This is a genomic window from Chryseobacterium ginsenosidimutans (genome assembly GCF_024807225.1).
GTDB lineage: Bacteria > Bacteroidota > Bacteroidia > Flavobacteriales > Weeksellaceae > Chryseobacterium > Chryseobacterium ginsenosidimutans.
This window is the reverse complement of record NZ_JANUCO010000001.1, coordinates 1,843,995-1,862,602: the sequence shown is the minus strand read 5'-3', so window position 1 is coordinate 1,862,602 and position 18,608 is coordinate 1,843,995. Positions and strand designations below refer to the sequence as shown.

General features: G+C 33.4%; 14 protein-coding genes. 5 read left to right on the top strand and 9 right to left on the bottom strand.

What is annotated here, in order from left to right; all coding sequences use genetic code 11:
- Positions 1-59: 59 nt before the first annotated feature.
- From J3D55_RS08875 to J3D55_RS08855, 5 genes are all read right to left on the bottom strand, one after another.
- On the bottom strand, positions 60-497 hold the full coding sequence (locus tag J3D55_RS08875) for a T9SS type A sorting domain-containing protein (RefSeq protein ID WP_259130463.1): 438 nt from the start codon (positions 495-497) through the stop codon (positions 60-62).
- Positions 454-2,694, bottom strand: a complete 2,241-nt coding sequence (locus J3D55_RS08870; protein ID WP_259130460.1) for a T9SS-dependent M36 family metallopeptidase — start codon at positions 2,692-2,694, stop codon at positions 454-456. Before J3D55_RS08870 ends, J3D55_RS08875 begins: the two co-directional genes overlap by 44 nt.
- A 171-nt stretch (positions 2,695-2,865) precedes the next feature.
- Entirely contained in the window at positions 2,866-4,671 is a 1,806-nt protein-coding gene (rpsA, locus tag J3D55_RS08865) for a 30S ribosomal protein S1 (protein WP_259130458.1), read from the bottom strand.
- A gap of 159 nt (positions 4,672-4,830) precedes the next feature.
- Positions 4,831-7,404: a DEAD/DEAH box helicase family protein gene (locus tag J3D55_RS08860; RefSeq protein WP_259130456.1), complete on the bottom strand. Its 2,574-nt coding sequence runs from the start codon at positions 7,402-7,404 to the stop codon at positions 4,831-4,833.
- Positions 7,405-7,407: 3 nt separating this feature from the next.
- The gene (locus J3D55_RS08855) at positions 7,408-9,294 is read right to left on the bottom strand and encodes a DNA methyltransferase (RefSeq protein ID WP_259130453.1); all 1,887 of its coding nucleotides are present in this window, start codon (positions 9,292-9,294) and stop codon (positions 7,408-7,410) included.
- Positions 9,295-9,440: 146 nt separating this feature from the next.
- Between J3D55_RS08855 and J3D55_RS08850 the strand changes: the two genes are divergently transcribed.
- Positions 9,441-10,748, top strand: a complete 1,308-nt coding sequence (locus J3D55_RS08850; RefSeq protein WP_259130451.1) for a DEAD/DEAH box helicase — start codon at positions 9,441-9,443, stop codon at positions 10,746-10,748.
- Between the two features lie 180 nt (positions 10,749-10,928).
- Here the strand turns inward: J3D55_RS08850 and J3D55_RS08845 are convergent, their stop codons facing one another.
- Positions 10,929-11,822, bottom strand: a complete 894-nt coding sequence (locus J3D55_RS08845) for an SMP-30/gluconolactonase/LRE family protein (RefSeq protein WP_259130449.1) — start codon at positions 11,820-11,822, stop codon at positions 10,929-10,931.
- A gap of 263 nt (positions 11,823-12,085) precedes the next feature.
- Between J3D55_RS08845 and ccoG the strand changes: the two genes are divergently transcribed.
- Complete coding sequence (ccoG, locus tag J3D55_RS08840) at positions 12,086-13,528, top strand: cytochrome c oxidase accessory protein CcoG (protein ID WP_259130447.1); 1,443 nt, start codon at positions 12,086-12,088, stop codon at positions 13,526-13,528.
- A gap of 6 nt (positions 13,529-13,534) precedes the next feature.
- Here the strand turns inward: ccoG and J3D55_RS08835 are convergent, their stop codons facing one another.
- Positions 13,535-14,416 carry an AraC family transcriptional regulator gene (locus J3D55_RS08835; RefSeq protein WP_259130445.1) on the bottom strand — a complete coding sequence of 294 codons (882 nt, stop codon included), beginning with the start codon at positions 14,414-14,416 and terminating at the stop codon, positions 13,535-13,537.
- Between the two features lie 144 nt (positions 14,417-14,560).
- Here J3D55_RS08835 and J3D55_RS08830 point away from each other — a divergent pair, with 144 nt between their 5' ends.
- The 3 genes from J3D55_RS08830 (at position 14,561) to J3D55_RS08820 (ending at position 17,220) form a co-directional block, all read left to right on the top strand.
- Entirely contained in the window at positions 14,561-15,319 is a 759-nt protein-coding gene (locus J3D55_RS08830; protein WP_259127825.1) for an IS5 family transposase, read from the top strand.
- Between the two features lie 121 nt (positions 15,320-15,440).
- Positions 15,441-15,785 carry a MerR family transcriptional regulator gene (locus J3D55_RS08825; protein ID WP_047398092.1) on the top strand — a complete coding sequence of 115 codons (345 nt, stop codon included), beginning with the start codon at positions 15,441-15,443 and terminating at the stop codon, positions 15,783-15,785.
- Between the two features lie 130 nt (positions 15,786-15,915).
- Positions 15,916-17,220: a ComEA family DNA-binding protein gene (locus tag J3D55_RS08820; RefSeq protein WP_259130441.1), complete on the top strand. Its 1,305-nt coding sequence runs from the start codon at positions 15,916-15,918 to the stop codon at positions 17,218-17,220.
- A 156-nt stretch (positions 17,221-17,376) separates the two neighbouring features.
- Here J3D55_RS08820 and rluF read toward each other — a convergent pair whose 3' ends face one another.
- Positions 17,377-18,102 carry a 23S rRNA pseudouridine(2604) synthase RluF gene (gene rluF / locus J3D55_RS08815; protein WP_259130440.1) on the bottom strand — a complete coding sequence of 242 codons (726 nt, stop codon included), beginning with the start codon at positions 18,100-18,102 and terminating at the stop codon, positions 17,377-17,379.
- Positions 18,102-18,593 carry a hypothetical protein gene (locus tag J3D55_RS08810; RefSeq protein WP_259130439.1) on the bottom strand — a complete coding sequence of 164 codons (492 nt, stop codon included), beginning with the start codon at positions 18,591-18,593 and terminating at the stop codon, positions 18,102-18,104. The genes rluF and J3D55_RS08810 overlap by 1 nt, the downstream gene beginning before the upstream one ends.
- Between the last annotated feature and the right edge of the window lie 15 nt (positions 18,594-18,608).

Below are 18,608 nucleotides of genomic sequence, written 5' to 3'. Positions count from 1 at the left end.
CAATAATGACCATTCTATTAAGAACAGTCATTATCATTATATTTTAAATTAATTATTTGTTATTTTTTAACAATAACCTTTGATGCAGCATCGATACCGATACCTTTTACTTTCACCATATACGTTCCGTTGATTAATCTATCTGTAGAAATTGATTTCTTAGCATCAGGAGAAATTTTATCTTCTGAAGATACTAATTTTCCAGACATATCATAAATCTCAACACTTACTTTTCCTAAAGTATTGCTTGGGAAATTAATGAAGAATTCATTCTTAGCAGGGTTTGGATAAATTGAAATGTTATTTTTAACAGCTTTTACCTCATCCGTTGCCAGTACACAATCTGCAGGTACTGTAAGATCCTGAACCTGATCATTGATATTTGTTTTAGATCCAGCAGAAGCATTTACTCCCAACCCTCTTTTTGCAAACGTTCTCCAGATCATACATCTGTCAGCACCTCCTGTCGTTGCCAGTTTCTGCTTGCAAAATTGCATTTCTACCATCTACAAACGTTGGATTACAAACCTGAAGTTTCAAAGCGTCTGTTACCAATTGTAAAACTCGTGAGCTACCGTTTGTTGTATTTGAAGTTACATCAGAAGCATATCCGTATTTAGCAACATACTGCCAATGAAGATCCCATAACATGGTTGCCCATACAAAACCAATAGAATGCACGTCTGGAACAATTGCCGTTCCATTATTATATTCCATGCCATTTGTATCTGTATAGGTATAGTCGTTAATTGTAAAATCCGGTGAATATTTGGCAGGTCTAATTCCGCTTCCTGTGATTGGTTGACCAAGAGCATAAGTACCTGTTCCTCTAGCAACAGACGCATTATCTCCCGCTTTATTTGTTAGCATAATAGCAAAAAAATCAGACCAACCTTCTCCCATTTGCTCTTTATCTGCTGTAGAACTTAAACAGCCAGATCCTGTACCTGTCAGTCTATTTGAAATTCCATGGCCATATTCATGGATAACAATACCATTATCAAAACTTCCATCAGGAGTAATACTTGTAGCAGGATCATCTTTTAAAGTAACATTTACAGTTGTATTTGCTGAAAGTTGACTTTTAATATATTCTCCTTCTGTATTACCAATTAATACCGACGGAATTGTAATAGTAGCATCCGTACCAGACATGTTTCCGATTGTATTTCCATTGGCTGTATTGTTATAAATAATAGCAGCGGTTGCTCCTGCATCCTGTAAATTTTTAGTCTTTACAGTAAAAGCACAAGTTCCTCTTTCTACCAAACCTATTTTCCCCGTAAGTGAACCTCCAGGTAAAGCTGTACATCCATCTAAAACTGAAGAAAGCTGAACATTTCCTGTAACTCCTGTAGCATCTAACGGATTACCAAATAGTGCGGTTCCATTTGCCGGTTGGCGAGGAACAGCTGCTGTTGGCGCATTATAAAAAAATTGTCTGTTTACAGTTGACCAAAGGTACATTTGCATTCTTGGTTTACTACCATCTGAAGGGCTAGCAAAATTTGCATTATTGGTACCTCCACCATCTTGAGCTTCTGCAAGAACATAATCATTTCCAGCACCTCCTAGTCCAAAATTTGTTGCTTGGAAATTTCTTGCTGCCGGTGTAAAACCAAACACATAGAAAATATCATGAACTTTATTGTTTATGTAAAATAAATTTGTAATAGCAGCATTTTGGTTAGTAAATGGATCTGCATTAATACTAAATGGAAAATTAAAATTTCTTGAAGCCCCCCCATCTGGAGAAAAACCTACAAGATTAGATCCTGCAGTATCTTCATAAGCATGTACGTTATTTCCTCTTGTAATTGTATAACGAGTTGTTCCGTCATAATGCCATCCTTCCGGTGAAGCAGTAAGAATCCAAGGATTGTTTACAGTTGCTCTTGATCCAAAAGTAGGTGCTTCCAATGGTAAAGGAAAAATATTATATGAAGCATTATCCGGAGCTAAGAAATTTGCGCTCTGATTAGCAACACTATTTAAAGGTCCTACGAAATTATTTTGAAAATGCGTATGATCATGAGAAAAAGCATCATTATGGAAATTACATGATAAATTCAGATCTAGCTTGCTGATTATATTTCCATTTGTAGCATCAACCAAAATATCCCAATAACTTGGAGAATTTGGCTCAGGAAGTGAGAACTGATAAGCTAATTTCAAAGTTCCTGCATCCTCAACATAAACCAATCTCTGTTTAGCAGCCTTCCCATTCTGAGGCTCTACATCAGAGAAACCAAGTATAGGATAAGATTCAACTTGTTGTTTTTGCAGATTCTGCGAAATTTTTTGAAGTGCCGCCGTTTTACTTACCGTTGCAGTATTCGAAACTGCAGAACTATAATCTTTTAAAAAACTATCCGAATAATAAATAATTTTATTATCCCTTACAAGCACAGTTCCTTCTGCGTTGTATACCGGAAGTCCGTTATAAGTCTGTTGGAATTTTACAACATTCCCATTCAATGATTTAGATTCATCGGTATTACCAATAATAAAGTTGGTAAGATCAGACTTTTTATATTCTCTAATCTTATTTTGAGAAATATAATCTTTAATTAACTTCTCATTATCTTGTCCAAACACAATGGAAGGAAAAATTGCAGATACTGCAAATAAAAGGGGTAAAGCTACTTTTTTCATATACACTAATAAAGCCGCTAATCTACAAATATTTAACAAAAAATTAATGTTTTATTTAATTTTATTTAAAGATAAATCAAGTTTATCGTATACATAAGCAATGAAAGAGAGTTTTAAAATATATTTGACTCTTTTTAGATATAAATTAGATTTAAAAACAAAAAAAGCCACTCCAAAAGAGTGGCTTAATATTATAAAATGAATTAAGGATTATTTACCTTCTTCCATTTTTCTTTTCAATTCTGCTAATGCATCGATATCACCAAGAGTTGATCTTTCTTCGTTGTTTGAAGAAGACGATGTATTATTATTAGATCTGTTGTTGTTAGAGTTATCTCTTACATTTTTCTTCTCTTCGTCTCTGAAGATACCTGTGTGAGAAACTACTACTCTCTTGAATTCTTTGTTGAATTCAATTACTTTGAATTGAGCATCTTCACCTTTTTTGATTTTAGATCCATCTTCTTTCTCTAATAATCTTGAAGGGCAGAAAGCTTCAACTTCAGCATCTTCGAACTGTACAGAAGCACCTTTATCGTGTACTTCTACCGCTTTACCAGCGTGGATAGTTCCTTCAGCATATTTAGTTTCGAATGCATCCCAAGGATTGTCTGTTAATTGTTTGTGACCTAGAGATAATCTTCTAGCTTGGATGTCTAATTCTAGAACTACAACATCTAATTTATCACCAACTGCACAGAACTCAGATGGATGCTTGATTTTCTTAGTCCAAGAAAGATCAGAGATGTAGATCAAACCGTCGATACCTTCTTCTAACTCTACGAATACTCCGAAGTTAGTAAAGTTTCTTACAGTTCCTACATGCTTAGATCCTACCGGATACTTAGTTTCGATATTTTCCCATGGATCTTTGCTTAATTGCTTGATACCAAGAGAGATTTTTCTGTCTTCTCTATCTAAAGTAAGTACTTCAGCTTCTACTTCATCACCTACTTTCACGAAATCTCCTGCAGATCTTAAGTGAGTAGACCAAGACATTTCAGAAACGTGAATTAATCCTTCTACACCTGGAGCGATTTCTACGAATGCACCATAGTCAGCAAGAACTACTACTTTCCCTTTTACTCTGTCACCAACTTTCATGTCAGCAGAAAGAGCATCCCAAGGATGAGCTTCTAATTGCTTCATACCTAACTGGATTCTTGTTTTCTCGTCATCAAAATCAAGGATAACAACTTTTACAGTCTGTCCGTCCTCAAGAATTTCAGATGGGTGGTTCACTCTAGACCAAGAAAGGTCTGTAATGTGGATCAATCCATCAACACCTCCTAAGTCAATGAATACACCGTAAGAAGTAATATTCTTAACAGTACCTTCAAGAACCTGACCTTTTTCAAGCTGAGCGATGATTTCTTTTTTCTGACCTTCGATATCTGCTTCGATCAATGCTTTGTGAGATACAACTACATTTTTGAACTCAGGGTTGATTTTCACAACTTTGAACTCCATAGTTTTTCCTACGAACTGATCGTAATCTTTAATTGGCTTAACATCAATTTGAGAACCTGGTAAGAATGCTTCGATTCCGTGTACGTCAACGATCATACCTCCTTTAGTTCTAGACTTAACAAAACCGTTAACGATTTCTCCAGTTTCGTGAAGTTCGTTTACTCTATCCCAAGCTTTAAGCGTTCTAGCTTTTCTGTGAGATAACTGTAACTGTCCTGTTTTGTCTTCTCTTCTGTCTACCATTACTTCCACATCGTCACCTACTTTTAGGCCTGGGTTGTAACGGAATTCGTTAAGAGAAATAACACCTTCTGATTTGAAGTCGATGTCTACGATAGCTTCTTTATCAGTTAATCTTACAACTTTACCAGTGATAACGTCGTTATCGTTTAAACTGCTAAGAGATCCGTTGTAGATTTCCTCTAAATCACTTTTTTCTTTTCTAGCATCTGCATCAAGACCTGATTCGAAAGAATCCCAGTCAAATTGTTCTGGTGCTACGTTTTGGTTTAAAATAACCTCTGCTGAATTTGTCTCTTTTGACATTTTCTAATAAAATTTGTATTCCTTCTTTTTTAATGGTTTGAATAAATGTGGATTTAAAAAATACGGAAGTAATTAATTTATAACAATTTACCTTTTCAAACCTTACCCACAAAAAGTGGTGCAAAGATACGGAATTTATTTAAATTAAATACAATAATCTTAAATTTCAAATATACTTTCTAAAACCCTCTTAAACTCGTTTTCATTACCGTAATTATAGAAAGGAACTGCTGTAATTTTGTAGGTATCTGTATAAATTTTGATAGATTTTTTTTCGTTTCCTATGACTTTCAAAAAGTCTTCTTTCCATTTGTCATATCCTATTAAATGAGCCCCTTTCGGTTCGATAAATACCTGAAAAGTTAATTGCTTATTGGCTCGTTCACTGCAAAACAGTAAAAAATCCGGTTCAAATGCCCGACCATATTTATCAAAAATTTTAATTTCTCTTTCATTCCGAATGAGATGAATATTTTCAAACTTGTGGCTGAAACCTTCAAAACGTCTAGAAAATAATGAAACAAATGCCTTTTCTTCAATAGTTCCAAAATTATCGTTGAAAGAAAACCAATCTTCCTTGTCTAAATTAACTCTGAATTTATCACTCGTTTCGGATTGACTTTTTGCTCTTTCGCTTAATTTATTCACTCTGATTTCTTTATCCCTGAAAACTTCGCGAATAGGTTGTGAGTAATATTCTGAGCCTTCATATTCAGTAGAATTATTTTTAATATCCGTTTCTATATTTTGCAATAAACCGTTTAGCGCCTGAAGATAATCAAAGTGTGAAATTTCCTGAAGACGACTATAATTACCGAGGAAAGTAATTTCTAAATTTCCCAAATAATTTTCATCCTCAATAAAATCTGAAAGCGACGAAATATTCGGAAAGTACCGTGAAAGACTATCAAAATAATAAAACGGATTCTGGCTTAATGCATATGTGATAACATGTTTCGGGATATTTTTAACTTCAACGTCTTTAGACTTTATAGCTTTATCAAAAGAAACCGGACTTTCCAATTCAAAAAACACACTGGAAACTCTCCCAGAACCTGAAGAAAGATGATGCCGATAATTGGTTTTAGTAACTCCCAAATCGATAAACGATTTTACTTTATCAAAATTTTTGAGAAGCTTTTTATTAGAAAAAACATACCCTTTTTTATATAATTCAGAATTTTTAAATGTTGACTTTAAAGTAAGTTTTTTAGTTTCTAAATTAGCCTCATCTTCATAAATTCCCGTTTCTATCAAAGCTTTTTTCAGTTCTGAAATATAACGGCTGTCTTCTTTTGTATGATAATAAAGTTCTTCCAGAATTTTTAAATCATTTGAAATGTCATCATCGTATTTTCTGACAAATTTATCTTCACCTTCTTCCAGCGCAAAAGGATAATATCTTGCTCCACGACCAATCAATTGCGCCTCAGAAAGTGTTGTTTTACCTGGGTTTCCGTCTTTTCCGTCGCGGTCTTCATATAATCTTACAATATCAAACAAATTAAGAACATCCCAACCTTCATTGAGTTTCTGAACCGCAAATACAGCGCGAATCGGGTTGTTTTCATCTTCCAACGTGTTGAGCAAAATCTGATTTTTCTCTGCCTCAGAATCATTATTGGCGCTCAGACAATTTTCTTCCCGGAAATTGATATGAATACGTTTTGCAATCTCATTCAACGAAATATTTTTGGCTTCAAAAAACTGAAAAGCCTTCTGCACAATGGAAACGGTAGAAGTTTTCTTTATCTTTTCGACCATCGTTTCAGATAAATCATCAATCAGTTTGTGGAAATTTTCCTTATTTTGTTCCGATTCCTTAATTGTTTTCTTTGCTTTAAAAAGAATAACGGGTTTTAAATTAATATTGTTAATCGTTGCCAATTCCTGACGGTACAAATTAAGAATCAACGCCTGAATGATACGTTCTTTCTCGTCATACGACGAACGTACAAGATTGATTTCTTTGGAAAATTTATCTGTCCTGAACTGTGAAAGATCATATTTATAAATTACTTTATCTTTATACTTATTGATAATTTCTCGACTTTCATAATCCAAAGTTGCCGTAAATTCCAACAAAATATTATCAAAATTCTGATGAAGGATCTTCAAAACTGTTTCCTCCCAACTTCCAAAAAGATTTCCCGCTTTTGTACCACTGCTTAAATGATGCGCTTCATCGGCAATCATTATTATTTTTTTATCTGTAAAATCTTCGTACGTGACGCTGTTTTCTTTGGTATTATTCAAATCAATATGCAACTGTTGGATCGTTGTAAATTTGATATTGATATTCTCTTGATCGGCTTCGTCAAAATTATCAATCTCTTTTAATAAAACTTCTTTTCCGTTGATGACAACTTTATCATTAAACAGATATTTAGATGTTTGAGAATTGAGAAAATTGTCTTTCGTTTTTTGAATGATATTATTGCTGTTCACAAAAAATAGAAAATTTCGGTATCCTTTTTCATACAAATGAAGCATCAAACCCGCCATTACCAACGTTTTTCCGCTTCCTGTTGCCATATTGTACAGTAAATGAAGCGGTTTATTTGGTTTCCCTGCAAAATTTTCCGAATGACAGAGAATAAAACGCTGAAAAGCTTCTTGCTGATAAGGTCTTTGACTAAATTTCAAATTATCTGAAATGTGTGTGGGAATTGAAATCTGAGAGATGGCTCTTTTTCCGAATTCCTGTAAAAGTGTATCGTATAGAAATGCCATTTGTTATTTTTTTATTTGGTAAAAATCTTTTGTTACTTTCTTTTCTTCCGATGTACACTCAAAATTTTTGTCGTTAAGTGAAGAAAGATTCACATACAACTGATTTTTGTTGAGCAGTTCGCAAAGATGCTGTTTTTGTTCTTTTAGATGTAATGCTTTAAAATCTTCGAAATGTTGCTCTTGCTTTTTGATATCAACATTATAATTAAGAAAGGATTTGGTTTTCATTTCTTCCCAAATTTTCAAGAGATTTTCAGAATCCTGAGCTTCTTCTATTTTCTCAATAAAGGTTTGGTTGTATTTTTTGAGCTCGAAGTAAATGAATGAACCACCGCCTTGCCAGTTTACTGATTTGGAAATGCCACCTTGTTCGCCATCGATTACTTTTTTTAACCGTTCAACAGATACGGTTTCTATATAATTCATCTGTTCAATTCCTATATATTGACGATTCATTTTATGTGCTGTTGTGGCAGTTGTTCCGCTTCCTAAATGGAAATCTAAAACAATCTCTCCTTCACTTGTTGCTATCTCAATAAATCTATGCATTAGTTTCTCAGGTTTAGGACTTTCAAATGCAACTTCCCCATCAAATAAATCTTTAATCTCTCTTTTTGCATCTTGAGTATGACCAACTTCTTGATATGTCCATAAACTCATTGGAACAATTCCATTTTTTACATCTGTTAGAAATCTTTTAAATCTAGGAACACTATTTCCACTTATGGGGAAATAAATTCTATTATCTTTTAGAAGTTCTTCCATCCTTTCCTTTGAAAAAGACCAAGACCTTCCTTTAGGTGGATAAATACTTTCACCTTTAGTATTGATAATTGGATAGATATTTTTTTCTATAGGTGGTCCAACTGAAATATCACTACTCATCCAGGATCCTCTTGGGTCATTATCTGGGTTTTTATATCTTTCTGTTGCTTTTTCGTTTCTTGAAATAGTAAAATTATTTAAACATTTTAGCTTTTTGGTGTAACAATGAATTGTATCGTGATTGTCAGAAAAATGTTTTTTCAAATTTATCGGAGAATATGAACGTTGCCATACAACTGAAGATATAAAATTTTCTCTCTTAAAAATTTCATCCATTAAAATTTTAAGATAAGCTTGCTCATTATCATCACATTGTACAAAAATAACCCCATCTTTACTTAATAATTCCTTTGCTATGGAAAGTCTATTCCTCATAAAAGTCAGCCAAGTAGAATGATTAAAGCTATCATTATATTTAAAACCATCATTTCCCGTATTATATGGAGGATCAATATAAATAAGCTTTACTTTTCCGGCAAATTCTTTCCTTAGAGAATGCAATGCGAGAAGATTATTTCCTTTGATAATCAGATTATCAGTAATAGTTCCGTTTTCATTTCTATTAAATTGATTAAAACTTTTTTCACCATCTTTATCAAATAACTTGGCATTGGTAAAAACTTTTGGATCAAGCAATTCGGTAATCTCGTCCTGCGCCAAAGTTTCATTAAAGAAAATTTCTTCTCTTTTGTCTTCTTCACGGCTTTGTCCACCTTCTAAAACGCAGTCTTTAAAAGGCCAAACCAAAGCTACCTCGTTGCGCTGTTTCAGATATTTGCCATCAATTGACAGACCGACTTTATTTTTAAATTGAGTGTAACTGTCGTTGAGATAATTTTTCTGTTCAAGAAATTGGATGAAAAGATTTTGTTTGAATATCAAAGTATCTTTTACCTTAATGAAAAATTTTTCTTTTAAATCGGAATCGTCTAATAACAACTCTATCAGTTCTTCATCAAAATTTTGAGCTTTATTGAGTACCACCCATTTTTTAAGCTCATTATTGTCGGATACATAATTGGGTTCTTTTTTAAGCTGGGTTTCGAGGGTTTGGTATAATTTCATGGCTGGTTATTATTTTTTAAATCATTAATAAAATTTAATAACCCAAATCTATTATCAATAGACCCAAGATAATTACGGTTTACCGTAAATCAAATAAATATTGATTGGAATTTCAATAGAAAACAAAATCACCTTACCTTTGCAAAATGGAATTAGAATCAATATATCAAAAACTGCAGATTCAGGATATGAATCAGATGCAGAAATCTACATATAAAAATACTCAAAGCAACCAAGACGTTGTTTTGCTCTCTCCTACCGGTTCAGGAAAAACGCTTGCTTTTTTGTTTCCAGTTTTGAGAAATCTAAAAAAAGATGCTTCGGGAATTCAGACTTTGATCTTAATCCCTTCAAGAGAATTGGCATTACAGATTGAGCAGGTTTTCAAATCGATGGGAACAGATTTTAAGGTTTCCGTTTGTTATGGTGGTCACGATAAAAAGATTGAAGTTAATAATTTAGTTCAAGCTCCGTCTGTCTTAATCGGAACGCCGGGAAGAATTGTTTACCATTTAAGAAATAATAATTTCGATCCGAAAACGATTCAGACGTTGGTATTGGATGAATTTGATAAAGCGCTGGAACTGGGTTTTCATAAAGATATGGAGTTCATTTCTAATTCTTTAAAAAATCTTTCGCAAAGAATTCTTACTTCTGCAACAGCAATGGATGAAATTCCGGAGTTTACGGGATTGAAAAATGAAAAAATTGTTGATTTTTTAAAATTAGGTGAATCAAAACCCGATATTCAGTTAAAAAAAGTAATGACGATTTCTGAAGAAAAGTTGGATACTTTATTTAATCTTATCTGTAAAATCGGTAACAAAAGAACGCTTATTTTCTGTAATCACAGAGAAGCGGTTGACCGTATTTCTGAGCTTTTACGTGAAAAAGGGATCGATAGAGAAACCTTCCATGGCGGTATGGAACAGGACGAAAGAGAACGTGCTTTACTGAAATTCAAAAACGATTCTGCAAGAATTTTAATTACAACTGATCTTGCTTCAAGAGGTTTAGACGTTCCTGAAGTTGAATCGATCGTTCATTATCAATTGCCTTATAAAGAAGACGCTTTTATTCACAGAAACGGTCGTACGGCGAGAATGAATGCAAAAGGTTTTGCTTATTTAATTATGACTGCGGAAGAAAATTTCCCATTCATTAAAAACGATACTCCGGAAGAAAGTGTTGAAGGTTTCAATACAATTCCCGAAAAACCTTATTTCCAGACCATCTACATCAGTGCAGGAAAAAAAGATAAGGTCAATAAAGTGGATATTGTAGGATATTTAATTAAGAAAGGTGAACTTCAAAAAGAAGAGCTTGGTTTGATCGAAGTAAAAGATACGACTTCGTACGTTGCAGTTTCTAGAAAGAAAGTGAATGCTTTGTTGAATAAATTGAGCAATGAAAAATTAAAAGGTAAAAAAGTGAAAATGGAAGTTGCTTATTAATTTAAACACAAATATTTTTCATGAATAAACACGAGATTATATCAATAGGAACGGGCTTTAGCCCGTTTTTTCATTAAAAGAAAATCAATATTGGTTTTAGCCAAAACTTAAAAATAAATATTAAGCTTTGTGCTTATTCGTGAAAAAAATTGTGCAATTTGTGTTTAAATAAAATTAAAATCATCTCACACCTTTCACCTTTGTCGGCAACGTATACACCGATTTCGAAGCGGTAATAAACAAAGTTTCGTTATTTTTTCCTCCGAAAGTTACATTAGAAGTCCATTCTTCCTCAATCGGAATATGATACATCTTTTTTCCGTCACGATTGAAAATATGGACACCTTTTCCCGTTAAATAGAGATTTCCGTGTTTATCAAGCGTCATTCCGTCTGAACCCATTTCGCAGAAAAGTTTCTTTTCAGATAATTTTCCTTCGCCAAGAATATTATAAACATACGTTTTCCCGGCGTCAATATCCGAAACGTATAATTTTTTAAACTTCTCACTTCCTACAATTCCATTTGGCTGCGTGAAGGTTTCAAGCTTTGAAATTTTCCCTTCTTTATTTCTGTAATACAAACTTTTATTGGGAATTTCTTGTTTAAAGTTTTTCCAGTAATCTCTTTCATACAAAGGATCTGTGAAGTACATTCCGCCAAATTCATCATTCCAGACATCATTTGGTCCGTTAAATCTTTTTCCTTCAAAATCTTTCAGTAAAACCTGAACTTTTTTGTCCTTTGAGATCTTCCATATTTCACCATTATCGTCCGAACACGTAATCAGATTATCATCTTTATCGAAATGCGTTCCGTTGGCGCGACCCGTTTTATTTAAAAACTCGACAATTTTATTCGTTTTCCAGTCCCAATAATAAATTTTATCATTCGGTTGATCTGTAAAATAGACGTTTCCTTCTCTATCCGAAGACGGGCCTTCCGTAAAACTAAATTTATCCGAAATCCTCTCCGGTTGTACTCCATCATAAAACATTTTGCTATAATTTACTGATTTACAATTTACTAATGCGAAAACCAAACCAATCAAGCCTATTCTCAAGATATTTTTCATACCACATTATTTTTAAAGCTTACAATTTACGATTTGTGTATTAAATTCAAACATTATTTTCTCATTTTGAGTAATTAAAGATGAAATTTAAAAATGTCCGAATTGTATCATTTCAGAAGTAGATAATATTAGTAATGAAAATCTTTAATTCGGAGCTTTGCTTAGTTTAAAATCATAAAAACATTTTAGCTCAAATAATTAAATGAGAATTTATTTCAAATCGAAAGTTCTCTATTTACAATTTCAATTAAAACTCTAAGGCGATGAGCATACAATCCGACAATTTTCAGGTTCCGGAAATAGATTACGATGATTTCAGGAATTCGGTAGGAACAATGGATGAAACGGGAAACCGAAAATGGGTCTATCCCCGAAAACCAAAAGGAAAATACACCAATTACAGAAATTATACAAGTAATTTTCTACTGCTTTTATTCTTCGGATTGCCTTTCGTAAAAATCAATCATAATCCCTTTTTGTTGTTTAATGTTATTGATAGAAAGTTCTTCATTTTCGGACAACCATTTTACTTACAGGATTTTTTTATTTTGGCTTTGGGAGCGGTGACTTCCGTTATTTTTGTCATGCTGTTTACCGTAGTTTTCGGAAGAATATTCTGTGGCTGGCTTTGTCCGCAGACGATTTTTATGGAAAATGTTTTCAGAAAAGTTGAATATTGGATCGAAGGCGACCGAAACAGACAAATGAAACTCGACCGACAGGAATGGAACAGCGAAAAAATCACAAAAAAAGTGACGAAATGGTCAATTTTTGTTTTGATTTCGGTGATTATTACCAATTTCATGTTCATGTACATCATAGGTTATGAAGATGTTTTTAAAATAATAATGGAAGGACCGGTCGATCATTCTTTGCAATTCTTAGGAATGGTGGGGTTTGCCATAGCTTTCTATTTTACTTTCGCATGGCTTCGTGAGCAGGTTTGTACGCTTGTTTGTCCGTACGGAAGGCTTCAGGGAGTTTTAATCGATAAACAGACCATCAATGTGTATTATGATTTTAAAAGAGGTGAAAACCGTTCAAAATGGAGAAATGGCGAAGACCGAAAAGACGTCGGAAAAGGCGATTGTATCGATTGTCATCAATGCGTTGTCGTTTGTCCTACCGGAATTGATATCAGAAACGGACAACAACTGGAATGCGTAAATTGTACTGCTTGTATCGATGCCTGTGACGAAGTAATGGAGAAAGTCGGACTTCCAAAAGGTTTGATCCGTTATGCCACAGAAGCGGAAATTGAAAATCAGGAGAAATTCAAATTCACTTCAAGAATGAAGGTTACTACTCTTTTTCTGGCTTTATTAATCGGTTTTCTGGGATTTTTGATGTACGACAGAGGTTCCATGGAAGCAAAATTCATTAAACCTGCAGGATCAACTTTTTTCATTAGAGATAAAAAAATAACGAATACTTTTATTTACACGCTTTTAAATAAATCTAACGAGCAAAAAAAATTAAGCATCAAAGTTATAAGTCCTAAACACGCGGAAATTGATTTCTTCGGCTCGGATAAAATTACTTTGAAAGGAGACCAGATCTTAAAGGGAAATATCAACATCACTTTCCCTGAAAAAGACATTAAGTTCTCAAAACAAAATATGACCATCGGAGTTTTTGACGAAAAAGGAAAATTGATAGATTCTTTTGACACCGTTTTTGAAGGACCTTTCCAGTTACCGCTGTAAAATTTACTATGATTTATACATTTTAATGAATTGCGTGGGAGTCATTCCTGAAGTTTTTCGAAAGACTCTCACGAAATAAGAATATTCTTCGTAACCCAATCGGAAAGCGATTTCCCCAAGACTTTCATCAAGATACATCAACATTCTTTTCGCTTCTAAAATTACCCTTTCTGTGATCACATCGGTAGCGGTTTTATGAACCACCGTTTGAGTAATTCTGTTTAAGTGTTTTGACGTAATATTTAATAAAGAAGCGTAAAAAGTAATCGATTTTTCGTTTGTAAAATATTGCTCTACAACGGTTTCAAATTCCTGATAATGTTTAAAATAAGAAAGACTTGCCGATGAAGCCAGCGTATCAAAATCTTTGGAAAACTGTCTTGTAGAAAGGATAAAAATCTGAGACATTAAAGACAGCATCAAACCATCTTTCATAACGTTCTGAGATTGATATTCTTTCTGTAATTGCTGCATTAAAGTGATATTTTCCTTCAATTCATCTTTATTCAGCTGAAGTTTGCGAGGAAAATTAACAGAACCGAAAAAAGGGAAATTCCTCAATTTCTGATTCACATAATGCATTTCATAAAAATCTTGCAGACAGAAGAAAAGATAGCCTTCAATATCCTTCGAAAGTTCCCAACTGTGAATTTGTCCGGGAGACATAAAAAACAAGCTTCCCGCAGAAACATCATATTTCTGAAAATCGATCTCATGAACACCGCTTCCTTTTGTGAAAAGAATGCTGGCATAAAAGTCGTGGCGATGCGCTTTTTCGAGATGTCTGTGACCGACAATTAAGTGATTCTGAACCGTACTGAAATAAAAATCGGAGGTATTTTTACCCTTTTGAAAAAGATCAATATTAAGTACCGAAATAGAATCCACGTTAGTTTTTATTTTAAACCAAATGTAATGAAAACAAAAATATTTTTCTCTTAGAGCCTGTTTAAAAAATTAATAAAAAAAAAGAGTAAGGGTAAGAAGTTGAATAAAAATTGTCATTTTAGAGTTGCAAAACAAAAAACTTCAATGTATCCAACAGACTTAACCCAAACTCAGTGGCAATTTATAAAAAAAGCATTAGATTTTGATGACAGAAAACGAAAATATGATTTGATTATCATTTGGAATGCTATTAATTATTTGGTAAAAACAGGCTGCCAATGGAGACTTTTGCCTCATGATTTTCCAAAATGGCAATTGGTTTATTACTATTATTCAAAATGGTCAAATCTGGAGATTTTCGATTTATTATTATCAAAATTAAGAGAGAAAGTACGTCGGGATAGAGGCCAGAAATCGCAGGCAAGTTTAGGAATTATGGACAGCCAGAGTGTTCGTTGGGGAAATAACCGTTCACTCAATGGCTTTGACGGAGCCAAAAAAGTAAAAGGAATCAAAAGACACGTCGTGGTAGATAAAAACGGGTTTTTGTTAGCCGTAATGGTAAGTGTAGCCAATATTCATGACAGTAAAGCGGCATTATTGCTGATGAAAACATTGCGATATTTACTAATTCCGCTTCAGGTAATCTTAGCGGACGGAGGTTACAGAGGGGGTATTATTGAGGAAATAAAAACTAAATTAGGCTATATCATTCAAATCGTTATGCGGAGTGACAAAAAAGAAAAAGGATTTGAGCCACTCCATAAAAGATGGATTGTTGAACGTACTTTTTCATGGTTTGATAATGATAGAAGGCTATGCAGAAATTATGAACTCCTAATGGAAACTTCCGAAAATATGGTCAAATTATCCGCTATAAAATTATTACTTAATAAAATTTAAACAGGCTCTTAATTAAAAATGACATTTATCCTTGATTTACAAAGCAAAAACTCAACTTTTACGCGATGTATTTTTGAGGCAAATTAAAAAATATTTATCTTTGAAGATTAGGATTCTAAAAATGAAAATAAATTTACCCGATAAACTGTATTATTCGATAGGAGAAGTGGCGAAAGCATTTGATGTAAACACTTCATTAATACGTTATTGGGAACAGGAATTCCCCATCATTAAGCCAAAAAAGAATAAAAAAGGCAACCGATACTTCACTCCGGAAGACATTAAAAATCTACAGATGATCTATCATTTGGTGAAAGAAAAGGGCTATACGTTGGACGGAGCGCGAATTGCACTTACGACAAACAGTAAAATTTCTGAAACTGTTACCTTAATTGATCGACTGGAATTTGTAAAGGCTGAATTACTGAAACTGAAGGATTCTTTGGGAGAAAAAGACACAGAATAATTAAAATAATTCTCCATAATTTTTATTTTAATTTATTTTTTTAATCGAAAAACTGGAATTCATATTCTAAAATAATACAATCGCAACTTACTCATTGCTAATACTTAATAAAATTATTAAGTTTACAGTGATGAAAAAAAATTACTATCAAAAATTGGCATTCATGGGAATGATGCTGATTATTCTTTTTACATTTCAAAAATATACCAGCAAGGAAAAAGAAGACTTTTCTGATGTGAAATTTATATCGGCACATTCTGTTCCTTTGCATCTCACAGAGTTTGATCCGAATGATTTGGATAAAAAACAATGGGAAAATCTGGGCTTTACCGAAAAACAAACGGCAACGATACTTAATTATAAAAAAGTTGTAGGCGGAAAGTTTTCTTCAAAAGAACAGTTCAAAAAATGTTTTGCTGTTTCGGAGGAGAAATTCAGTGTATTGGAATCATACATTTTATTGCCGGAAACGAATAAGGAAGCTAAATCTGTCGGTTTTAAAAACTATGAAAAGAAATCAATCACTATTTCAGGGAAATTTAATCCTGATCATTATTCTGTTAATGACTGGATAAAAATGGGTTTCAGTGAAAGACAGGCCGGAGCGATTTTAAAATATAAAAGTTATTTGGGCGGCAGTTTTGTAAGCAAAGAAAAATTCAAGGAATGTTTTATCATTAATGACGAAAATTTCCAAAAAATTAATCCTTATTTGATTTTACCGGAAAAAACACCTCCCAATTTCAATAGTTATGCGAAAAATTTTAAGTCTGAAAAAACCAAAGTTCAATATCATGCTTTTGATCCGAATACATTGGATCTTGAAGGTTGGAAATCTTTTGGTTTTTCCGAAAAGCAAGCACAGACCATCGTCAATTTTCGAGATCGGAATTTAAAAGGCAGCTTTAAAAGTTTAGAAGATATTCAAAGATGTTTTGTGATTTCGGCGGAAAAGTTTGAAGAAATGAGACCTTTTATAAAAATGAATTCATCAGCTATTGCCCAAAATAATGACGCTCAGAAAGTTGAAATAAAGCAACAACAGGAAACAGATTTTTCAAAAGTAGATCTTAATTCGGTAACTTTTAAACAGCTTATAGAATTTGGTTTCGATGAAAAAGCGGCAGGTTCGATGATTGGTTTCAGGAAAAAATTGGGCGGATTCGTCAATAAAGAGCAAATCCTGACAACTTATAATATTGATGTGGAATTGGTGAAAAAATTACTCGCCACTGCACAATTAAACACTTCAAATGTTCCGAAATATACATTAGTCGATGCTCCGGAAGAATGGCTTAAAAACCATCCTTATTTTAAATATTCTGCGGATAAAATTATCTTTTACAGAATAAGCGAAAAAGAGGAACGGAAAATCTGGAAATTATTGAAAGTGAAGCCGGAATATGAGACGAGGATGAGACTTTACCTAAAATAATGATGAGTTATAAATGACGAATGCTTCGAGAACTTCACCATGACATCGCTACAAATTAATCGCTAATAAAAACAGTTAGTATTAGAAATGTCATGCTGAGCTCCGTCGAAGCATTTATTAAGTTTTAAAATCACAAGTTTTCCTTCAACTAAATAATTAGTTAAAAGTTTTACTCGATCCTTCAAGAAGTTTATTCAAATTTAAAAGCTCATCTTCCGTGAGATCTCTCCATTTTCCGATCGGAAGATCTAGTTTAATATTCAGGACGCGAATACGTTTCAATTTTTTTACTTCATACCCAAGATATTCGCACATTCTACGGATCTGTCGGTTCAAACCTTGTGTTAGAACGATTCTGAAGTTCATATCGTCGATTCTTTCTACTTCACATTTTTTAGTGACCGTATCCAAAATCGGAACTCCGTTTCGCATTTTATCCAAAAACTTTGGCGTAAATGGTTTGTCAACTCTTACGATATATTCTTTCCCGTGATTATTTCGTGATCTTAGAATTTTATTCACAATATCACCATCATTGGTTAAAAGAATCAATCCTTCACTCGGTTTATCGAGTCTTCCGATCGGGAAAATCCTTTTCGGATGGTTGATATAATCGATGATGTTATTTTTCTCTCTTTTTGTATCGGTCGTACAAACGATTCCGACAGGTTTGTTGAAGGCGATATATACCTTATCTTCCTCCTCAGGTTCGCGAATTGCCTTACCGTCAACTTCAATCACATCTTCATCGGAAACTTTCGTTCCCATTTCAGGAATTACTCCGTTTATTTTTATTCTGCCTTCCTCCAAAAGCTTATCTGCCGCTCTTCTCGAGCAGTATCCAACTTCTGATAAATATTTATTGATACGTGTTTTTTCCATTAATCTTCTCCGTAACCTGTATAATTTTTATTACTGAAAATCGTAATTCCATAGCTCAATCCAATGAAAAACGGATTAGAATTTCCTAGTTTATATCCTTCGAAAAATATTCCGCCTTCCTGGCTTAGTCTTTTCGAATATGAAACCTGTATTCCCAATCTCGCTCCCCAAAATTCAGAATCTGAGACTACAGAATTGTTGATCTGCTTTCCATAATTAACATCAATATAAAAAGGCTGATCTCCCGGAGCGAAAATAAATTTCGGCTGGATTACCCAATATAGTAAATGATAATTGTCTTCGATAAAGCTATATTTCAGACCGGTTCCGAGTGCAAAGTTAGGAAGAAAATTGTAACCTCCAACCGCAGTGATTCCGTAAGTGATTTTATTGGGTGTTTTTGCCTGAATATATTGCGTGTTATTCGGGATTTCTTTTTCTTTAGACAAATTCAATCCAACATTTAAAGATGGATTAAAATAAAAATCCATTTTCTGTTTTTTCTC

Coding starts and splice junctions, on each gene's coding strand:
- J3D55_RS08850 (WP_259130451.1), top strand. CDS start 9,441: ATGGAATTAGAATCAATATATCAAAAACTGCAGATTCAGGATATGAAT.
- rluF (WP_259130440.1), bottom strand. CDS start 18,102: ATGGAAAAAACACGTATCAATAAATATTTATCAGAAGTTGGATACTGC.
- J3D55_RS08830 (WP_259127825.1), top strand. CDS start 14,561: ATGTATCCAACAGACTTAACCCAAACTCAGTGGCAATTTATAAAAAAA.
- J3D55_RS08875 (WP_259130463.1), bottom strand. CDS start 497: ATGCAATTTTGCAAGCAGAAACTGGCAACGACAGGAGGTGCTGACAGA.
- ccoG (WP_259130447.1), top strand. CDS start 12,086: ATGAGCATACAATCCGACAATTTTCAGGTTCCGGAAATAGATTACGAT.
- J3D55_RS08855 (WP_259130453.1), bottom strand. CDS start 9,294: ATGAAATTATACCAAACCCTCGAAACCCAGCTTAAAAAAGAACCCAAT.
- J3D55_RS08860 (WP_259130456.1), bottom strand. CDS start 7,404: ATGGCATTTCTATACGATACACTTTTACAGGAATTCGGAAAAAGAGCC.
- rpsA (WP_259130458.1), bottom strand. CDS start 4,671: ATGTCAAAAGAGACAAATTCAGCAGAGGTTATTTTAAACCAAAACGTA.
- J3D55_RS08845 (WP_259130449.1), bottom strand. CDS start 11,822: ATGAAAAATATCTTGAGAATAGGCTTGATTGGTTTGGTTTTCGCATTA.
- J3D55_RS08820 (WP_259130441.1), top strand. CDS start 15,916: ATGAAAAAAAATTACTATCAAAAATTGGCATTCATGGGAATGATGCTG.
- J3D55_RS08825 (WP_047398092.1), top strand. CDS start 15,441: ATGAAAATAAATTTACCCGATAAACTGTATTATTCGATAGGAGAAGTG.
- J3D55_RS08810 (WP_259130439.1), bottom strand. CDS start 18,593: ATGGATTTTTATTTTAATCCATCTTTAAATGTTGGATTGAATTTGTCT.